Here is an 18,341-nt window from a genome sequence, read left to right as displayed (position 1 = left end):
GGCATTGACTGCCGGGGCTCTCAGTGTTTATCTAGCGATTACAATAGTAGTATTGAGCGTCTTCTCCTTTGTTCTGATGAACAGTACATAGGTGCCGGAAGGCACTCGCTGTGTGTTAATGGTCAGGATACCATTGTGTATAGCGCCCGACTGCTGCATCAACACCTGTCCCGCCATGCTGGTCAGACTGTAAGTCGCATTGCCATCATCTACGCCGTTGAAACGCACGTTCAGGATATCTGTGGCCGGCTGTGGATATACCAGGTCGATACCGGAACCAAACTTCACGCGAAGTGCGATCGTACTGGAGACCTTGTTACCATTGCCTGCCAGATCAGTGGCACCATCAGCCGGTACATTGACCAACATGACACCTTCCACGTCAGGAGCAATAACGACCGCGTAGGAAGATGAAGATAACTGTTTGAACTGTGTCACCTTACCTCCTACTATATTAATGTCAGAAGATTCAAATCCGATCACATCTTCCGTAAACGTCAAGCTGAAAGTTACTGGGCCCGATAACGGTTCTGCGCTCAGGGTGAGCATAGAGATTTCTGGTCTGGTCAGATCAACAGTCAATACTACCTGCGAACTATGAGCACTTTCATTACCCAATACATCGACAGCAGTAACAGTGATGTAATGAGGACCTTCAGACAGCGGAGGATTATAGGTATATGCCCATTCTCCATTTGCTTTCACAGCGGTGTTACCAACAGGTTTGCCGTCTGTATAGATAGTGATCAGGGTACCTGGCTCACCATGACCGGTGATCGTTGGCTCAGTGATATTCACCAAACCAGGAATGTTGATACCAGGTAAGGTCGGTGGATCAGGTACAGCCGGAGGAATAGCATCTATACCGAAGTGCAGCGGAACGCTTGGCGCACTGGTATTACCCGCTGCGTCAGTGGCCGTTGCCGTGATCACATGATCACCCTGTGATAAACCGGGATTGAAGGTATAGGTATAACGACCACTTGCATCTGCGACCCCGGTTCCAACCGGTTTGCCGTCAGCATAGATAGTAACAGTACTGTTAGGTTCTGCAGACCCGCCAATAGTTGGTCTGGTGGTGTTCACCACACCTTTGGTATCAGGAGTTACCAGTACTACTGTTGGTGCAGCAGGTGGTTTAGTATCCACCGTAATATATAATGTAGCACTTGCCAGACTGACATTACCTGCCGCATCAGTAGCTGTCGCGGTTATGCTATGTCCACCATCTGTCAGCGCTGGTGTCAGTTCATAATGGTAGTCGCCCTTGTTATCCGCGGTTACAGTACCTACAGATCTGCCATCTACATAGAGGGTGACAGTGCTGTTAGGTTCTGCCTTACCCGTTACAACTGGAGTGTTGTCATTGGTCAGCAGTTTATCGGTTGTTACCGTCGGAGCATTCGGCGCCCGGGTGTCGACCACGATTGACAATGCAGGGCTCTGACCGCTGGTATTACCTGCTGCGTCAGTAGCGGTAACAGTGATGTCATGTTTACCATCAGCCAGCGCAGGATTGATGGTATAGGTGTAGTGACCGGCAGCATCTGCTTTGGTAGTGCCGACTGATTTACCGTCCACGTATACGGTCACTGTGCTGTTAGGCTCCGCATCACCTTTGATAGATGGCGTGGCATCATTGATGATGCCATCTTTACCACCTATCAGTTGAGGCGCAGCTGGCGTTGCAGGCGCAGCTGAATCAATGGTGATATTTAAGGCCGGGCTTTGTGCACTGGTATTACCTGCGGCATCTGTTGCCGTCACTGTAATAGCATAGCTAGCGTCAGCCAGGGCCGGACTAAAAGTATAAGTATAGTTACCTGCGGCATCTGCTTTGGTAGTACCCACTGCTTTGCCATTCAGGTAAATGGTGACTGTGCTGTTAGCTTCTGCCGTGCCTTTGATAGAAGGCGTATTGTCGTTGATCAGGCCACCTGTGCGACCATCTTCAAGTACTGGTGAAGGCGGTGTAGCCGGTGCATGTGTATCAACTACGACCGGCAGCTGCGCACTCTTGTCGCTGGTGTTACCTGCAGCGTCAGTGGCCGTGGTAGTGATATTATGCGGACCGTCAGACAATGCCGGGTTAAATGTATAGGAGTAGCTACCGTTTGCGTCAGTAGGCACCGTACCCACTACGTTATTACCATCATAGATCGTTACAGTGCTGTTGGGCTCTGCTTTACCTGTAATGGTAGGCGTATTGTCATTCGTGGGATTCTTAGCAGTCGTTACTGTCGGCGCAGCAGGCGCCTGGGTATCTACTACCAGGTTCAGTGCCGCACTGGATACGCTGGTGTTACCACTGGCGTCAGTAGCACGTGCAGTTAAAGCATGTGTACCATCTGTCAGCGCCGGATTGAATGTATAGGTATAAAGACCATTTACGTCAGCGGTAGTCGTCCCTATAGCAGTTCCATCTGTATAAATGGTAACTGTGCTGTTAGCCTCCGCTCTGCCGGTAACAGTCGGCGTATTATCATTCGTCGGATTCTTTGCTGTTGTCAGGGTTGGTGCAGCTGGCGCCCTGGTATCTATGTTGATATTCAGGGTTGCGCTTACCGGACTGATATTGCCTGCGGCATCAGTGGCCGTTGCTGCGATGGCGTGCATACCATCAGACAATGCCGTTGTAAACGTATAGGTAAATTTACCGGTAGCATCAGCAGTCGTGGTACCGACAGCGGCACCATCAGCGTAGATCGTCACCGTGCTGTTTGCTTCCGCTGTACCGATCACAGTTGGCGTATTATCGTTTGCAGGTGTTGTTCTTGCTGTCACAACAGGGGCAGTTGGCGCCTGGGTATCGACCACTAGGTTCAGGACGTTGCTCTTCGCGCTGGTGTTACCGGCACCATCAGTTGCAGTCGCCGTCAGTGGATGTGTACCATCGGTAAGTACCGCTGTAAAGGTATAAGTATAGTTACCCGAAGCATCCGCAATAACTGTGGTGATGGGCGTGTTTCCTTCATAAATCGTCACTTTGCTGTTTGCCTCCGCTGTACCAGTAACTGTTGGCGTATTATCCCTGGTAGGATTCTTCGCAGTTGTAATCGTTGGTACAGCTGGCGCCTGTGTATCTACCACGAGATCCAGCACCACACTTTTTGCACTGGTATTACCAGCAGCGTCAGTAGACGTCGCTGTTAACGGATAGGTACCATCTGCAAGCGCTGTCGTGAAAGTATAGGTATAATCACCACTAGCATCAGCCATGACCGTTGTCACAATTGTCGAACCATCATAGATAGTTACACTGCTATTCGCTTCTGCGCTACCTGTCACCGTTGGTGTATTATCGCTTGTTGGATTTTTAGCCGTCAGTATCGTTGGTACAGGTGGCGTCTGCGTATCGATCACCAGATTCAGTACTGCACTCTCCCCACTGGTAGTGCCGGCGGTATTGGTTGCAGTAGCCGTCAGCGGATGCGTGCCATCTACCAGTGCACTTGTGAAGGTATAGGTATAGTGACCACTACCGTCAGCCCTTACCGTGGTGATAATAGCAGTACCCTCATAGATAGTTACATCACTATTTGCTTCGGCGTTACCAGTTACGATCGGCGTATGATCGTTTGTAGGATTTTCAGCCGTCGTAAGGGTTGGTACAGTTGGTGTACCTGTGTTAACAAACAGGTTCAGCGGATCACTTGGCGCGCTGGTATTACCGGCAGCATCAGTTGCTGTCGCCTTTACAATATGTGTACCGTCTGTCTGTAATGGCAGGGTATACGTGTAATTACCCACAACATCGGCAGTGGTAGTACCTACTGCTACCCCATCGACGATGATCTTAACGGTGCTGTTAGCTTCCGCCGTACCATTTACATCCGGGGTATTATCATTTGTTGGATTCTTCGCCGTCGTAAGGGTTGGTGCAGCTGGCGCCTTGGTATCAATTTCCAGGGTAAGTACCGTACTCTTCACACTGGTATTGCCAGCTGCATCTGTAGACGTAGCCGTCAGCGGGTATGTACCATCCGCGAGGCTGGTGGTAAAGGTATATGTATAGTTACCCGTAGCATCAACGGTAACGTCGGTCACTTTAGTAATGCCGTTATAGATAATTACGGTGCTATTCGCTTCGGCAGTACCCGTTACGGTTGGTGTATTGTCGTTAGTTGGATTCTTCGCCGTAGTGATGGTTGGCACAGTTGGAACACCCGTGTCAATGTTCATGTTCAGGGTATTGCTCTCAGCACTGGTGTTACCCGCAGCATCCGTTGCTGTGGCTTTTACTGTATGAGGGCCGTCTACCTGTACTGGCAGTGTATAAGTATAGCTACCGCCCGCAGTAGCGGTGGTTGTGCCTACAGCCACACCATCTACGATGATCGTAACTGTGCTGTTAGCTTCCGCCGTACCCGTTACATCAGGCGTGTTATCATTGGTTGGATTCTTCGCCGTATTAATAGTGGGTGTAGCTGGAACACCCGTGTCAATGGTTACGTTCAGCGTATTGCTCTCAGGACTGGTATTACCAGCAGCATCCGTTGCTGTAGCTTTTACCGTATGAGGACCATCTGCCTGTACTGGTAGTGTATAAGTGTATTTACCCGCACCATCAGCAGTGGTTGTACCCACCGTTGTACCATCTACAATGATAGTAACAGTGCTGTTGGCTTCTGCATCACCCGTTACATCCGGTGTATTGTCGTTTGTCGGGTTCTTCGCCGTAGTGACAGTTGGAGCAGATGGAACACCGGTATCAATTATCAGGTTCAGCGTATTGCTCTCTGCACTGGTATTACCCGCAGCATCTGTTGCTATGGCTTTTACCGTATGAGGCCCATCCGCCTGTACTGGCAATGTGTAGTTGTATTTACCAGCACCATCAGCAGTGGTTATACCTACTGCTACACCATTCACTATGATGTTAACGATGCTGTTAGCTTCTGCATCACCTGTTACCTCCGGCGTATTATCGTTTGTTGGATTCTTCGCCGTGGTAATAGTTGGTACACCTGGAACACCTGTATCAATTACAAGAGTGAGGGTATTGCTCTCTACACTTGTATTATCTGCGGCATCGGTGGCGGTAGCTTTTACCGTATGAGGGCCATCTGCCAGCACTGGTAGTGTATACGTATAGGTACCACCAGCGGTAGCGGTAGTAGTGCCTACAGCTCCACCATCTACAATGATCGTAACGGTGCTGTTAGCTTCAGCAGTACCCGTTACATCCGGCGTATTGTCATTTGTCGGATTCTTCGCCGTAGTAATCGTTGGTGTAGCGGGAACACCAGTATCAATTGTAAGGTTCAGCGTATTGCTCTCAACACTGTTATTACCTGCCGCATCACTAGCAGTGGCTTTTACCGTATGAGAGCCATCCGCCAGCACTGGTAATGTAAAGGTGTACGTACCACCAGCAGTAGTGGTAGTGGCGCCTACAACTGTACCATCTACGATGATAGTTACAGTGCTATTAGCTTCAGCAGAACCCGTTACATCCGGTGTATTGTCATTTGTTGGATTCTTCGCGGTGGTAAGGGTCGGTGCTAATGGCGCACTTGTATCTATGGTCAGGTTCAGCGTATTGCTCTCCGGACTGGTATTACCTGCCGCATCAGTCGCGGTAGCTTTTACCGTGTGAGCACCATCTGCCTGTATTGGCAGGGTAAAGATATAACTACCAGACGCACTGGCAGTAGTCGTACCGATTGCCACACCATCAACAATGATGGTCACGGTGCTATTCGCTTCGGCATTACCGGTAACATCCGGCGTACTATCATTTGTTGGATTTTTAGACGTCGAGATGGTCGGTGCTACCGGAGCCTGCGTATCTATCCTAAGGGTCAGTGTATTACTCTCTGGACTGGTATTACCTGCCGCATCGGTGGCGGTGGCTTTTACCGTGTGAGCACCATCTGCCTGTACCGGCAATGTATAGCTATAAGTACCCCCAGCAGTAGCGGTAGTGGTGCCTACGACTGTACCATCAACAATGATAGAGACCGTGCTGTTAGCTTCAGCAGTACCCGTTACATCCGGTGTATTGTCATTTGTCGGGTTCTTAGCGGTAGTGATCGTCGTTACACCTGGTGCCTGCGTATCAACCATCAGATTCAGCGTATTACTTTCTACACTAATATTACCTGCTGCATCGGTAGCAGTGGCGTTTACAGTGTGAGATCCATCTGCTAACGCTACCGGTAGTGTAAAGCTGTAAGTACCACCCGCTGTAGCAGTGGTTGTACCTACTGCTACACCATCTACTATAATAGTGACCGTGCTGTTAGCTTCGGCTGTACCCGTTACATCAGGCGTATTGTCATTTGTTGGATTCTTCGTCGTAGTGATAGTTGGCCCACCTGGTGCCTCAGTATCCACCGTAATATTCATCACAGGGCTCATACCACTGGTATTATCCGCAGCATCAGTAGCTGTGATGGCAACTGTATGATCCCCATCAATCTGTAAAGGCAGCGTGTAAGTATACGCTCCACTACCATCCGCGGTAGTAGCGCCTACAGAAATACCATCTACATAAATGGTCACTGTGCTTCCTGGTTCAGTTTGTCCTTTGATATCTGGCGTGTTATCATTGGTCAATCCCCCCAGACGACCATCTGCATAGATAGGTGCAGATGGTGTCGATGGCGCCTGTGTATCTATCTTCAGTTGCAGGGTATTGCTCTCTCCGCTGGTGTTACCAGCCGCATCGGTCGCAGTGGCTTTCACCGTATGAGCACCATTTGTCTGCACTGGCAGTGTATAAGTATATGTGCCACCGGCTGTCGCGGTGGTGGTGCCAATAATTACACCATCTATGATGATCGTAACCCTGCTGTTCGCTTCAGCAGTACCGGTTACATCCGGCGTATTATCATTTGTTGGATTCTTTGCTGTAGTGATCGTTGGTGCAGACGGAGCCTGCGTATCTACTGTGAGATTAAGCGTATTGCTCTCTGCACTGCTATTACCTGCCGCATCGGACGCAGTGGCTTTCACTGTATGAAGACCGTCCGCCAGCGCGGGCAATGTATAAGTGTACGTACCACCAGCAGTGGCGGTGGTGGTGCCTACAGCTGCTCCATCTACGATGATCGTAACCGTGCTGTTTGCTTCAGCAGTACCGGTTACATCTGGTGTATTATCCCCTGTTGGGTTCTTCGCTGTAGTGATGATTGGTGCAGACGGAGCCTGCGTATCTATTGTCAGATTAAGCGTATTACTTTCCGGGCCGGTATTGCCTGCCCCATCTGTCGCAGTGGCTTTTATAGTATGAGCGCCATCAGCTAATGGTGTTGGTATTGTAAAAGTGTAATTACCCGCACCATCTGCATTTGTTGAACCTACAGCAGTGCCATCTACGATAATGGTGACAGTGCTGCCGGCTTCTGCCTTACCTGCTACATCCGGTGTATTGTCATTTGTTGGATTCTTAGCCGTTGTGATGGTCGGTGCACCTGGCGCCTGCGTATCTACATTGATATTCAGCGCGGCACTCAGCGGACCGGTATTACCCGCTGCATCTGTAGCTGTAGCGGTGACAGCACGCAGTCCATCCACCAGTGAAGTATTGAAGGTAAATGTGAACGCGCCAGATGCATTCGCAGTAGTCGTTCCTGCATAGACACCATCTGCATAGACAGTCACGGTACTATTTGCTTCTGCTGTTCCTGTCAGTGTAGGCGTGTTGTCATTGGCCGGTGTTGTCCTTGAAATTACTACAGGAGCCAGAGGCGCCTGTGTGTCTATTGTGATATTCAGTACATTACTATAGCCGCTTACGTTACCTGCTGCGTCTCTGGCGGTAGCAGATACCGCGTATACTGCATCTGCGAGTGTAGCGAAAGTGTAAGTGAATGTACCACCAGCGGTGGCTGTTACAGTTCCTACGGCTGTTGTTCCCCTGTAAATGGTCACTACACTGTTGGCTTCTGCTGTACCGGTTATTGTTGGTGTATTATTATTAGTTACCACTTTGCTGGTAGTGATCACAGGTGGCGCAGGTGCCGTCGCATCCACTGTAATGGACAACGGCGTGCTTGCCGCACTCACATTACCTACCGCGTCCGCCGCCGTTGCGGTGATCACATAAGTTGCATCCGGCAACGCCGGTGTAAAGGTATAAGTATAGTCTCCGCTGCCATTTGAAGTGACAGTACCTACAGCTGTACCATCTTTATAAATGGTCACTGCTGTATTGGCATCCGTTTTACCTGTTACAGTAGGGGTTCTATTAGTCGTCAATGTAGCTGCTGTGATCAAAGTTGGTACAGCAGGTGCCTGTGTATCTACAGAGAAGTTGAGTGCATTGCTCTTCGTACTGGTGTTACCTGCGGCATCTGTGGCTGTTACTCTGATGACGTACGGACCATCTGCTAATACAGGGAAAGTGAAGGTATAGTTTCCGCTGGCATCTGCCTTCGTTGTACCTACAATAGTATTGCCGCTGTACACGGTCACCGTACTGTTAGCTTCAGCCGTACCTTTAATATCAGGTGTATTATCATTCGTCACATTCCCTACACCACCCACTAATGTTGGTGCCGCTGGCTTTGCCGGAGCAGTGACATCTACTGTCAGCGGGAACGGATCACTGCTGACACTCGTATTACCTGCAACGTCTGTAGCGGTTACTGTTATATTATGGAGTGAAACAGTCATTGTAGGTGCCGTCAGGCTCCATACACCAGCCGCATTTGTGAAGATAGTACCGATCAGTGTAGCACCATCATACACCTTTACCTGAGAACCAGGTTCCGCCGAACCTGTTAGGTCAGGTGTTACGTCATTGGTTGCATTACCCGGTCCGGATGCCAGTGCCGGCATGCCTGGCTTAGCAGGTGCCGTCAGATCGACTGTTACTTTAAATACAGGACTTACAGCGCTGGTGTTACTACCAGTTGTTGCAGTTGCTGTAAAGGAGTAAGTACCATCTGTAAGCGATGTCGCTGTATAGTCAAATGTCCAGTTACCTGAAGCATCTACTGTTGTAGAGCCCAATATTGTTGATCCCAGATCAGCTCTGTAGACCTTTATAGTTGCAGATGCCTGACCAGTACCATTGAGCTTTAAAGTAGCATCATTGGTAATAGTGTCTGTTGTGCTAAGGCCTGTATCATCTGTAATGGAAACGATATTCGGTGCGGGCGGTGCATTCGCGATAACCCTGCTGTAATCAATATTCAATACCGGATCAGAAGCATATCCACCATATTCCACCACATATCCGAGATTGTTAGAATTACTCAGGTCATTCCATCTACCCTGATTGGTAGAATAGAGCTGCATGTACCGCTCATCGGTATTCTGATAGTTGTTGGGTTCTGCACCGTTCCATTTCATATAGGCGCCATTCACAGCCACCGGATTTACCAATCCTGTGGAGATCGCCGTACCTTTTTCTGGTCCGGTCACCCAGTAATAATATCCATAAGCAGATGCCTGGTCATTGAATTGTGTGCGTCCCAAAGCGGTATTTACGTACTGGTAATCACAGGATCCACCCACCCATCCATCGCTGGAGAGCTTCGACGTAATAAAGTCGTTTTCAATCTGAGCGGTAATTGTGGCCAGATATCCCTGTAAGCCATATAGCGTCCTGGCTTCTGCAGCAGCTTTTGCCGCTGTCCAGCTCATTGGTGTCGTAATGTATTCGTAATAGTGAGGTTTAGTACCCACCGTATAACTCACGACGTTACCCAGCACGAACTTGATCGTCCTGTTACCGGTGTTACCGCTGGTCGTATTGAATTTAATGGTACGGTAGAAATCCTGCCAGGCAGTGGCCGATGCAGATCCGGTAAACACGGCTACACCTGTACTGGCAGTATAATTAGCTGTTATACCAGCAGGTAGCGTGCCCCAGCTGATCACGTCACCATTTACAAATCCTGCATCTATATATACACGGCCATCGGTTACACTGGCTGCCCCTTTTACAAGTATCTGATTATCAACAACCGTAGCGGTAGTAAATAGGGATTTCTGCTGCGTACCCTGATTGGTAGACGTAATTTCGGCGGCTACACTGGTTGACGCCTTTGTAGCCAGGGTAAAATAATCTCCCTTGGTCAGGCTAACGCCGGAAATACATACGCGGTTCACCAGGGTGGTGATGCCGGTACTAATGGCAGTCGCATTACTGAAGTCACCATCCTTGTCGATCAGCAGGGCGAAGTTTCCCGAGTTGGATACATCGATACCCAGTCCTGTCAGTTCGAAGCAGATATCCACTGTACCGATGTTACCATTCAGGTCAGCTCTCCACACCTGTTGCAGGCGGGAAATATGAGAAGAAGGGGTTTGGGAAGAAAGGCCGTAGCCGGCACGGTCATTACCAAAACTCAGTACCACATTGGTATTGGTCTGAGAAGGATTGGTCACCGACACGATGCCGCTGAAAGAGGCACTCATATTATAAGTACCAGAACAGGCAGAGGTACGGATACCTACGCCATTCACATCATTGTTATACGGAATACCGAGCGTGTAGTTAGACGCCATGTCGGTAAAGTCGGTCGTGTACTTATTGGCAAGATAAATATTGATCTGTTCTATTTCACAGGCAGACAGTTTCCTGTTGTAAACAACCAGTTCACTGATATCACCATTATAATAATTATTATCACCATCCAATCCTATTCTGAAATCACCACGACCAGTGGCACCGGCCGTCTGGTCCGTAAAAGCAGCAATAAGCTTACCGTTCAGGTAAACTGCAGATGCATTATTTCCACCACTACTACTATAAACGGCGGTGACCAGCCTTGTCTCTCCGGACTGGGCGCCACCTGGTATGACGACGGCCGTTCCTCCTGTATTCAGACTCGCATTCGTGGTCCCCGTAGCCGCTTTACTGTTAAAGTAACGTTGTGCTGTTCCTCCGTTGTCATTTCCCCAGACCGCCTGGGCATTGCCATCGTTGGTCCCTGGACGGTATACTGCAAAAATGGTCACATCTGAGAGCGTACCGGCTCTTATATTCAGACCGCTGACAGTCATACCCGAACCTGCAGTGGCAGATGTCCGGTTAAAATGAACAACAGGACGATCGTTAGCACCGCCGCTATTGTAAGTCACGGAGTTAGCGCCAAAGCTGACAGCATTATTCCCACTACCCGATTTATCAAACCAAGTGGTGAGCGTACTACCATAAGCTGGTGCAGTACCTCCGTTCAGTACATCACCTGCATCCAGCCATAGCACAGCGCCGTTATTCACGCCGGCCGGGCCTGTCTGAGCAAAGGATGTAAGAACGAAAAGGCAACACAACAGCATGCAGCCCAAGCATTTACGTAGAAATAATTTCATCGGAAAATAATTGGTGAAGGTGTATTTGAACGGGGATACATTGCCAGGGTGTCCCGGATCATTCATAGGTATTTTATTGTTTGGTGTCAAAAGACGGTTTTCACATGTTACAAATTTATATACTTGTTTAATATAATTATTTAGAATAACTTGTATTAATATGTAGTAGTTTTACTACAAGATTTTGTCGCAGTATATTACATGCGTTGTTTATTTAAATGTTGTAACGTACTTTTACACAATTACTTACTATGCCTAATATACTTGTTGTAGATGATCAGGAGGTAGTCCGATACGGCACTACACTCATACTGCAGAAATCAATTGATGACGTGCAGGTGAGTGAAGCGGGTAGTTTTGAGGACACCCTGAAGATCCTTTCTACCAAAAAATTCGACCTCGTCATCCTGGACATTGACATGCCCGGGGGGAACAATCACCAGATGCTGGATGTGATCCGGCTCAGGCACCCGGATATTAAGATCCTGATATTCTCCAGCTATGACGAGCAGATCTTCGGATGGAGGTACCTTGAGGCAGGTGCTGATGGCTTCCTGTCCAAAAAAACCGGCATAGAAGAGATAAAAAATGCCGCCAAGACCCTTCTCAGGGATGAAAAATACCTCAGTCCCACCCTGAAACAAACCTTACTGAATAATTTCACCAATAAAAAAACGGCGACTAACCCCATTCAGCGCTTGTCGAGTCGTGAGAACAATATCATGCAACTGCTGATAAAAGGCTCCAGTGTAGCGGAAATCGCTGACAAGCTCAGTCTGCAGATCTCTACTGTCAGCACCTACAAGAAAAGGATCTTCGAAAAGCTCCAGGTCTCCAACGTCATAGAAATGATGGAGAAAGTTCAACTCTACTCATAATCCCCTAGATATTATTAAAAAAAGTTACTATATTGATACCCTGATTACAACTGAAATCTTTTGAAGAAGCATTAATCATTATTCCGACCACAACCCTATGAAACGACTACTTGTTATCGTTACAGGCATTGCTGTAACCACTCATTCCATGGCACAGGAAAAACGGGGACCATTCCAGTTAGATGGCACTATTACAGGCAAAAACAGCGGTTACGTACATATCCGCTATGGCAACGGCTTTTATATGGAGGACAGCTGCGCTATCAGCAATGGCAGCTTCTCTTTTAAAGGTATGCTCAGTGAACCTGTGATGGCCACCATCAGCGGCGGCAGCGACGACGGCTATGACTTCTACCTTGATCCTGGTAAACAGACCATCAACGTGAAATCGCCTACGTTCAAAGAAGCCACCGTAACCGGCTCCGCATCGCAAACCGAATACATGGAACTACTGGAAGCCCGGGCCGGCGTGAACCAGGAAATGGCACCCATTTCCCACACACTCGAAGAGGCAAACAAACAGTACCTGAATGCTATTCAGGCCAGGAAATCTGACGCCGAACTGGCTGCATTGAAATCTAAAACAGATGTTGCCAGAAGCAGACTGCTCCCACTCGAGGAAAGGTTCCGCGAAACCACTTACGACTTCTTCCGCTCACATCCGGCCTCCTATGTGACGGCAGCTGAGATGCGGCTCTTTGTCAGCTATATGAAGCCTGACGATCTGAAATCGTATATCTCGAAAATGGCGCCTTTTCTGCAAACCAGCATCTACGGACAGGAACTCTCCGATCTCCTGGAAAAACTCCAGAACGGTGCCCCCGGCAGCCGCGCGCAATTATTCAGTCAGCCGGACGTCAATGGTAAACCGCTGACCTTAATGGATTTCAAAGGGAAATATCTCCTGCTGGATTTCTGGGGCAGCTGGTGCCTGCCATGCCGTAAGAACAACGTCCATCTGAAAGACATCTATGCACAGTACAAAGACAAAGGACTGGCTATTCTCGGTGTAGCCGATAATGACAGCCGACCTGAAGACTGGAAAAAAGCCATCGACAAAGATGGCATCGGCATCTGGAACCATGTACTGCGCGGGCTGGACCCTGTCAAGTTCAAAGAAGACGGTAAACCACAACCCGGCGATATCTACAGTATGTACGGCGTACATGCTGTCCCTACTCAGATCCTCATCAATCCGGAAGGAGTGATCATAGCAAGGTTTGGTAATGGCGGCGAGAATTACGAGCTGCTGGAAACCAAGCTGGCGGAAATACTTAAATAATCAGGAATCAGTCTACTAACGGACTCCCATTTTAAAAAGAGCGCTCATGATCATTTCAATCATGAGCGCTCTTTTCTTTATATCAGTATATTAGTAGCATTAATTCCTAATTTAAATTGGCATGATTAAGGTATTGGGATCTATACAAGCTGATCCAAAATATATCATATGCAAACTACTTCAAACAAGCAGTACCCATTCTTTATTAAAGCGCCCCTGATACTTATTGGCCTTTATCTCGCCTTCTACATCCTCTATCTCCTGAAAGATATCCTGGTGCCTTTTGCCTTCGCAGGACTGATCGCTATTCTGCTTAATCCATTGTGTAACAGACTGGAAAGATTCAGGATTCCCAAACCGTGGGCAATTACCATCAGTATGTTTATCGCTGCCCTTGTACTGGCGGGTCTTTTGTATTTTCTGTCTTCCCAGATCAGTCAGTTTGGAGAAATGATTCCCGAACTGAAATCCCGCTCACAGGAGCTCCTGTCACAGGTACAGCACTGGGCAGCCCAGAAATTGGGTATTTCCATGCAGAAACAGACGGATATGATCCATAAACTGACAGATAATGGTCAGCAGTATATCGGCTATACGCTTGGCTCTATTTTCGGCGTATTGGGCGTATTTCTCCTGTTGCCGGTATATACGTTTCTGTTACTGCTGTATAAGGAGCAACTGGTGAATTTTGTGTACGAGAGTTTCGGGAGTGCACACAAAGAACATGTGCAGGATGTATTGCAATCTACAAAAGGCGCTATTCAGAGCTATATCGCCGGACTACTCATTGAAACGGCCATTATTGCTGTGCTGAATTCCATTGCACTGTTGATACTGGGTGTAAAATATGCGATCCTGCTGGGTACTATTGGTGCGATCCTGAACCTGATACCGTATATCGGCGGACTGATAGCTATTGCACTGCCTGTCATGATCGCCACCGTGACAAATGATAGCTTCACGACTCCCCTGCTGATTATTGGTGTTTACTTACTGATACAATTCATTGATAACCACCTGATCGTACCGAAAGTCGTTGCCTCCAAAGTATCGATCAATGCACTCATTTCCATTGTCGTAGTACTCATGGGTGGTGCATTATGGGGCGTCAGCGGGATGTTCCTGTCCATTCCTTTTGTCGCCATCCTGAAAATCATTTTTGATCATATTGATGGCCTGAAGCCATGGGGTAAACTATTGGGAGACAGTAACCCGGGCAATCTCATCCAATCTCATAAAAAGTAATTTAACATATCTCTGCGATCCTTCCGGGCTGAAAAAGGTAAATTTGTCAACAGTTTTGTTACCTAAATGAAGTTCATATGGAAACTACCTTTTATATTTTGTTACACCTGAAGACTACAGATGGACATGAAAATTTTGGTAAATTCTCTATTGGCGATGATAAGACGGTAGCCGACAAAATCTTTCATCAGCTAAAAGGTAATCGTGATGTTACCGATCAGTGTGGCCTGTGCATTGAGTATATAGAGATGCGGGATAACCTTCCATATAACGTCCAGATCATGAGTTGTACACTGGATCAGATAGCAGAAAACTGCCGGATCATCACAAAAGAAACATTCAAGCGGTTTGCCGTATAGTTCAGGGCAGCTGCTTCACGGAAAAGTTACTGATCTCCTGTCTCGACCAGGTAGAACGGAACCCGAAATACCCCTTTTGTAATGGTGAAGGATCATTGTAGGAAAAGTAAACAATATCATCAACGGAAAACGTCACCACGCCATCTCTGACAACAATATCAACATGATATGTCTGATTGGCTGTCAGCAGATGTGCTGCGTCCAGGTATTCCTGCAACAGTATCTTTTGACCATTGCCTTCATACTTACGGAAGCGGGTAGTCGTGTTCGTATTGCCACCCATGCCGACATAATAGAGACTTAACGAGTCATACGACTCAAAGACGCCGTTGCGCGTAAACAGGTGTCTATTGCGGAGATCAGTGGCCATCCGGATGACTGTGGCGTGGGCACCATTTCCACTATCCATCTGGACGTATTCAATGGTTTACAAAAATTGTCCTGTACCAGTGCGCTTCCTACCTTCTGTGCAGTGACTGCTGTCACCATACCGCTGATCAGCAGTAGTATTCCCATCACTCTTTTCATATTATTTAGCCGGATAGTCTTCGTTTACATAATCGAGTAAAGCCATTGCTGTCAGGCCCCATTGTGCGACAGCATTTGTAGAGATGCCGTCCGCTTCTTCTACCTTATTCAATACCAGTGGACCACTCAATGTGCGTATTTCTTTTGAGAATTTACGGATGCCGGCCTCTCCTTCCAGGAACTCTACCCAGGCGCGTTGTGCCAGGCGTTTATCTTGCTTTCTGACAGCTGCGAATGCCGTCAGCCGGGCATGTCCCTGTTTCAGGTTGAGCTTACCCAATGATTTGCCCAGGACAGCTTTTTGCTCTTCCTCCGGTGCGTTGTACATCTCACAGTATTGCAGCCAGGCTTTCTCAAAAGCAGGCATCTCTACCAGGGCGATCAGCTCTGTACAGATTTCCGGTAAACCGAATACTGCGCTCAGGTGGGATGCGCCAAACTGTTCAGCAGGTGCTGGTTGGAATTTACCCGTGGCCAGTTCCATCTGAGCACTCCCAGTAAAGAATCCATGTGGTTGGGCAGCGATGGTCTGCATGCTGTTCAGCAGACGGTCTTTCGCTGTCTTGCTACCGGTACGCTCCCATTCTGTTAACCACGCCCCGGCGAGTGATCCCCAGTCTGTACCGAATGATACGCCTGCATACTTTCCATCCGGATCACCTTTCTGCTGACCGATCTTACGACCGGGCACAATTGTCCGTAATGTATCTGCTGCATCTATCTCTGCATGCATAAGGTCTCCTACTCTTTCATCTGCCGTGAGATAATAATAAAACCTACGGTTCGTAACGGTGGATATACGCAATTGTTTGGCGCTGCATCCCCAGTGCTGCACGTTATGTCTTGATCCTAAAGGTGCAAAAGGTCCAATATGGTGCACATCGACTTCTCCGGTATGTCTGGTCATGGCCTCTGCCATGCGGAAAGCATCTTTACGGCCGGTGTGGAGATAATAGTACCATAACCACAGGTCAGTAGATAATTCAGAGTTATCCCATGCGAAGCCGCCCACATCATATCTCCACACATGGCGGTCTGTATCATATGAGTGCATCACATCTCCGTAGTTCCAGTAACCGTACCAATGCTGCTCGTCCACTTGTCGTTTGTAGTAGTCAAAGTAGAAGTCAAGTTGCTGGTGCAGTTGCTCTTTTTCCGCAGATGGCGTCTGCCGACCGACCCAGCTGCCACCAAATACACCGGCGGTCTGCCACTGAGGTACATCAAAGGTGATCATGGCCGGGTCCTGGATATAAGTGGCGATGCTGGCGAGCCGCTCGTGGGATGGTGTTGATGGTAGCACCCATATCTGTGCTTCCGAAGTACGTGCCACACCGAATGGCGTACCAAAGCCTGGTTCATAGTCCTCGTAGGTGATTTCCAGGCCTTCACGTTGCTTTTCGAAAGTATCCTGTCCCATGCCATCATGATAGAACCGGAGGTCCATGGGACTAGCCCTTGGCGCCCAGAACCACATGGTGATACTACCTTCTTCCGTATGAGCATTCCTGATATCAAGTTGCGCGGGATGGCTCTGCCAGAAGTTGCGGATGCCGAATGCGAGTCCGCCGGCAGGTGTACCCAGGTAGCCTGTCCCAGACGATCTGCGTCCATAGGCCGACTGTATCCAGCCGTGACCAGCTTTTGTCCGCTTCTGGATCTCAAATGCGTCGGGGGTCGGCTGGAATAATGTATAGTCGCCGAATGAAGGGATGTATTGTAATCTTTTATCGACAACAGCCGGCAAAGCACCTGTGATCTCGTCCCCATCCACCTGGGCGGTCCTGACGGCTGCTCCGGGATCACGACGCAGACCAGTGAGGCCTTTTACTGCTTCTCCGAACACGCCTTGCTCTTCACCCGTGAAGCGGACATGCCTGTTGTAATGTTCCCCACTAAGCGGGACGGCAAAACGAATCCCTAGTCCGCAGATAAAGTCCTGTTGCTCATTGCCGTCGAAAGTAATGGTATGAAGGATGCGAATAGACTCAGCGCCTTCATAGAAATACAGTCGTATGATAAAAGGGAGCCAGGCACGTTTTGCAGCATTCACATGCTTTCCTTCGATCTTCACCACGGCTCTGACGGGGCCTTGCTGTTCCAGTGTAACAGATGATATATTACTTAGGAATGCGTCATGTTTAGGAGATTGGCCGTTGCCTTCGTCAGGGATGTCCTGGGTCAGCAGCACCAATGTACCCTCTTTTGCAATGAGCTGTTCTTTTCTTTTTAATGTGCGTATGAGTTGCGCACCGGATTTACCGATATCGCACTGTAGCACGCCGGTATCTATTATTATATGATCAGCATTGTCGGTGATCTGTATCTCCCCATTGGCAGTCTCACGCTTTGTTACTGATAATGTGAATGCAGCTGATGGCAATCCTTTACCTGCACCGATCGCATGAGCGCTCCATTTAACAGAACCATCCGGCCAGGTGGCCAGAGACCAGGACTGTATATTAATATGGTCACCATCTGCCCCTGTAAGGCGGAAGCCAGCATTCTGCTTCACTGTTCCCCTCGGCCAGGGAACACCCCAGGTAGCACCGGCAGATAATGAAGGGGCCCTACCACCCAGCCAGTGTAAGTTCACTGAAGATGCCGCGGCCGTACCAGCATGATTTGCGGCGGTTCCTGGTAAACAAGACAGTACGGGCCATCCGGCGGTTAACAGACCCGCGTTTCTGACAAATGAGCGTCGGGATAGATTGCTTTTCTGCTGCATATCAAGTTATTACGTGGCGAATTGATCGATGGGTTAAGTATGGGGATCGG

The 18,341-nt window shown here is 48.6% G+C and carries 8 protein-coding genes; 4 read left to right on the top strand and 4 right to left on the bottom strand.

Annotation, left to right across the window (positions count from 1 at the left end; translation table 11 throughout):
* Nucleotides 1–27: 27 nt before the first annotated feature.
* Entirely contained in the window at nt 28–11,238 is an 11,211-nt protein-coding gene (locus tag GWR21_RS03100; protein WP_162330320.1) for an Ig-like domain-containing protein, read from the bottom strand.
* A 284-nt stretch (nt 11,239–11,522) separates the two neighbouring features.
* Between GWR21_RS03100 and GWR21_RS03095 the strand changes: the two genes are divergently transcribed.
* From GWR21_RS03095 to GWR21_RS03080, 4 genes are all read left to right on the top strand, one after another.
* On the top strand, nt 11,523–12,149 hold the full coding sequence (locus GWR21_RS03095; protein WP_162330319.1) for a response regulator: 627 nt from the start codon (nt 11,523–11,525) through the stop codon (nt 12,147–12,149).
* Between the two features lie 97 nt (nt 12,150–12,246).
* A complete protein-coding gene (locus tag GWR21_RS03090; protein WP_162330318.1) occupies nt 12,247–13,431 on the top strand; it encodes an AhpC/TSA family protein in 1,185 nt (394 codons plus the stop codon).
* Between the two features lie 168 nt (nt 13,432–13,599).
* A complete protein-coding gene (locus GWR21_RS03085) occupies nt 13,600–14,676 on the top strand; it encodes an AI-2E family transporter (protein ID WP_162330317.1) in 1,077 nt (358 codons plus the stop codon).
* A gap of 77 nt (nt 14,677–14,753) precedes the next feature.
* Nucleotides 14,754–15,035 carry a hypothetical protein gene (locus tag GWR21_RS03080; protein ID WP_162330316.1) on the top strand — a complete coding sequence of 94 codons (282 nt, stop codon included), beginning with the start codon at nt 14,754–14,756 and terminating at the stop codon, nt 15,033–15,035.
* 1 nt (nt 15,036) lies between these two features.
* Here GWR21_RS03080 and GWR21_RS03075 read toward each other — a convergent pair whose 3' ends face one another.
* Genes GWR21_RS03075 through GWR21_RS03065 form a run of 3 tightly spaced genes read right to left on the bottom strand, consistent with a single transcriptional unit; the run spans nt 15,037 to nt 18,291 of the window.
* Nucleotides 15,037–15,405 (bottom strand): DUF6250 domain-containing protein, encoded by a 369-nt coding sequence (locus GWR21_RS03075; RefSeq protein ID WP_238430398.1) that lies wholly within the window; start codon nt 15,403–15,405, stop codon nt 15,037–15,039.
* Complete coding sequence (locus GWR21_RS03070) at nt 15,336–15,563, bottom strand: hypothetical protein (protein WP_162329735.1); 228 nt, start codon at nt 15,561–15,563, stop codon at nt 15,336–15,338. The genes GWR21_RS03075 and GWR21_RS03070 overlap by 70 nt, the downstream gene beginning before the upstream one ends.
* A 1-nt stretch (nt 15,564) precedes the next feature.
* Complete coding sequence (locus GWR21_RS03065; protein ID WP_162330314.1) at nt 15,565–18,291, bottom strand: exo-rhamnogalacturonan lyase family protein; 2,727 nt, start codon at nt 18,289–18,291, stop codon at nt 15,565–15,567.
* Nucleotides 18,292–18,341: the final 50 nt, after the last annotated feature.

The sequence above is a fragment of the Chitinophaga agri genome (assembly GCF_010093065.1).
GTDB classification, from domain to species: domain Bacteria; phylum Bacteroidota; class Bacteroidia; order Chitinophagales; family Chitinophagaceae; genus Chitinophaga; species Chitinophaga agri.
The sequence above is the reverse complement of the archived record's forward strand: the minus strand, read 5'-3'. Positions and strand labels throughout refer to the sequence as shown.

Coding starts and splice junctions, on each gene's coding strand:
- GWR21_RS03100 (WP_162330320.1), bottom strand. CDS start 11,238: ATGCTGTTGTGTTGCCTTTTCGTTCTTACATCCTTTGCTCAGACAGGC.
- GWR21_RS03095 (WP_162330319.1), top strand. CDS start 11,523: ATGCCTAATATACTTGTTGTAGATGATCAGGAGGTAGTCCGATACGGC.
- GWR21_RS03090 (WP_162330318.1), top strand. CDS start 12,247: ATGAAACGACTACTTGTTATCGTTACAGGCATTGCTGTAACCACTCAT.
- GWR21_RS03085 (WP_162330317.1), top strand. CDS start 13,600: ATGCAAACTACTTCAAACAAGCAGTACCCATTCTTTATTAAAGCGCCC.
- GWR21_RS03080 (WP_162330316.1), top strand. CDS start 14,754: ATGGAAACTACCTTTTATATTTTGTTACACCTGAAGACTACAGATGGA.
- GWR21_RS03075 (WP_238430398.1), bottom strand. CDS start 15,405: ATGGCCACTGATCTCCGCAATAGACACCTGTTTACGCGCAACGGCGTC.
- GWR21_RS03070 (WP_162329735.1), bottom strand. CDS start 15,563: ATGAAAAGAGTGATGGGAATACTACTGCTGATCAGCGGTATGGTGACA.
- GWR21_RS03065 (WP_162330314.1), bottom strand. CDS start 18,291: ATGCAGCAGAAAAGCAATCTATCCCGACGCTCATTTGTCAGAAACGCG.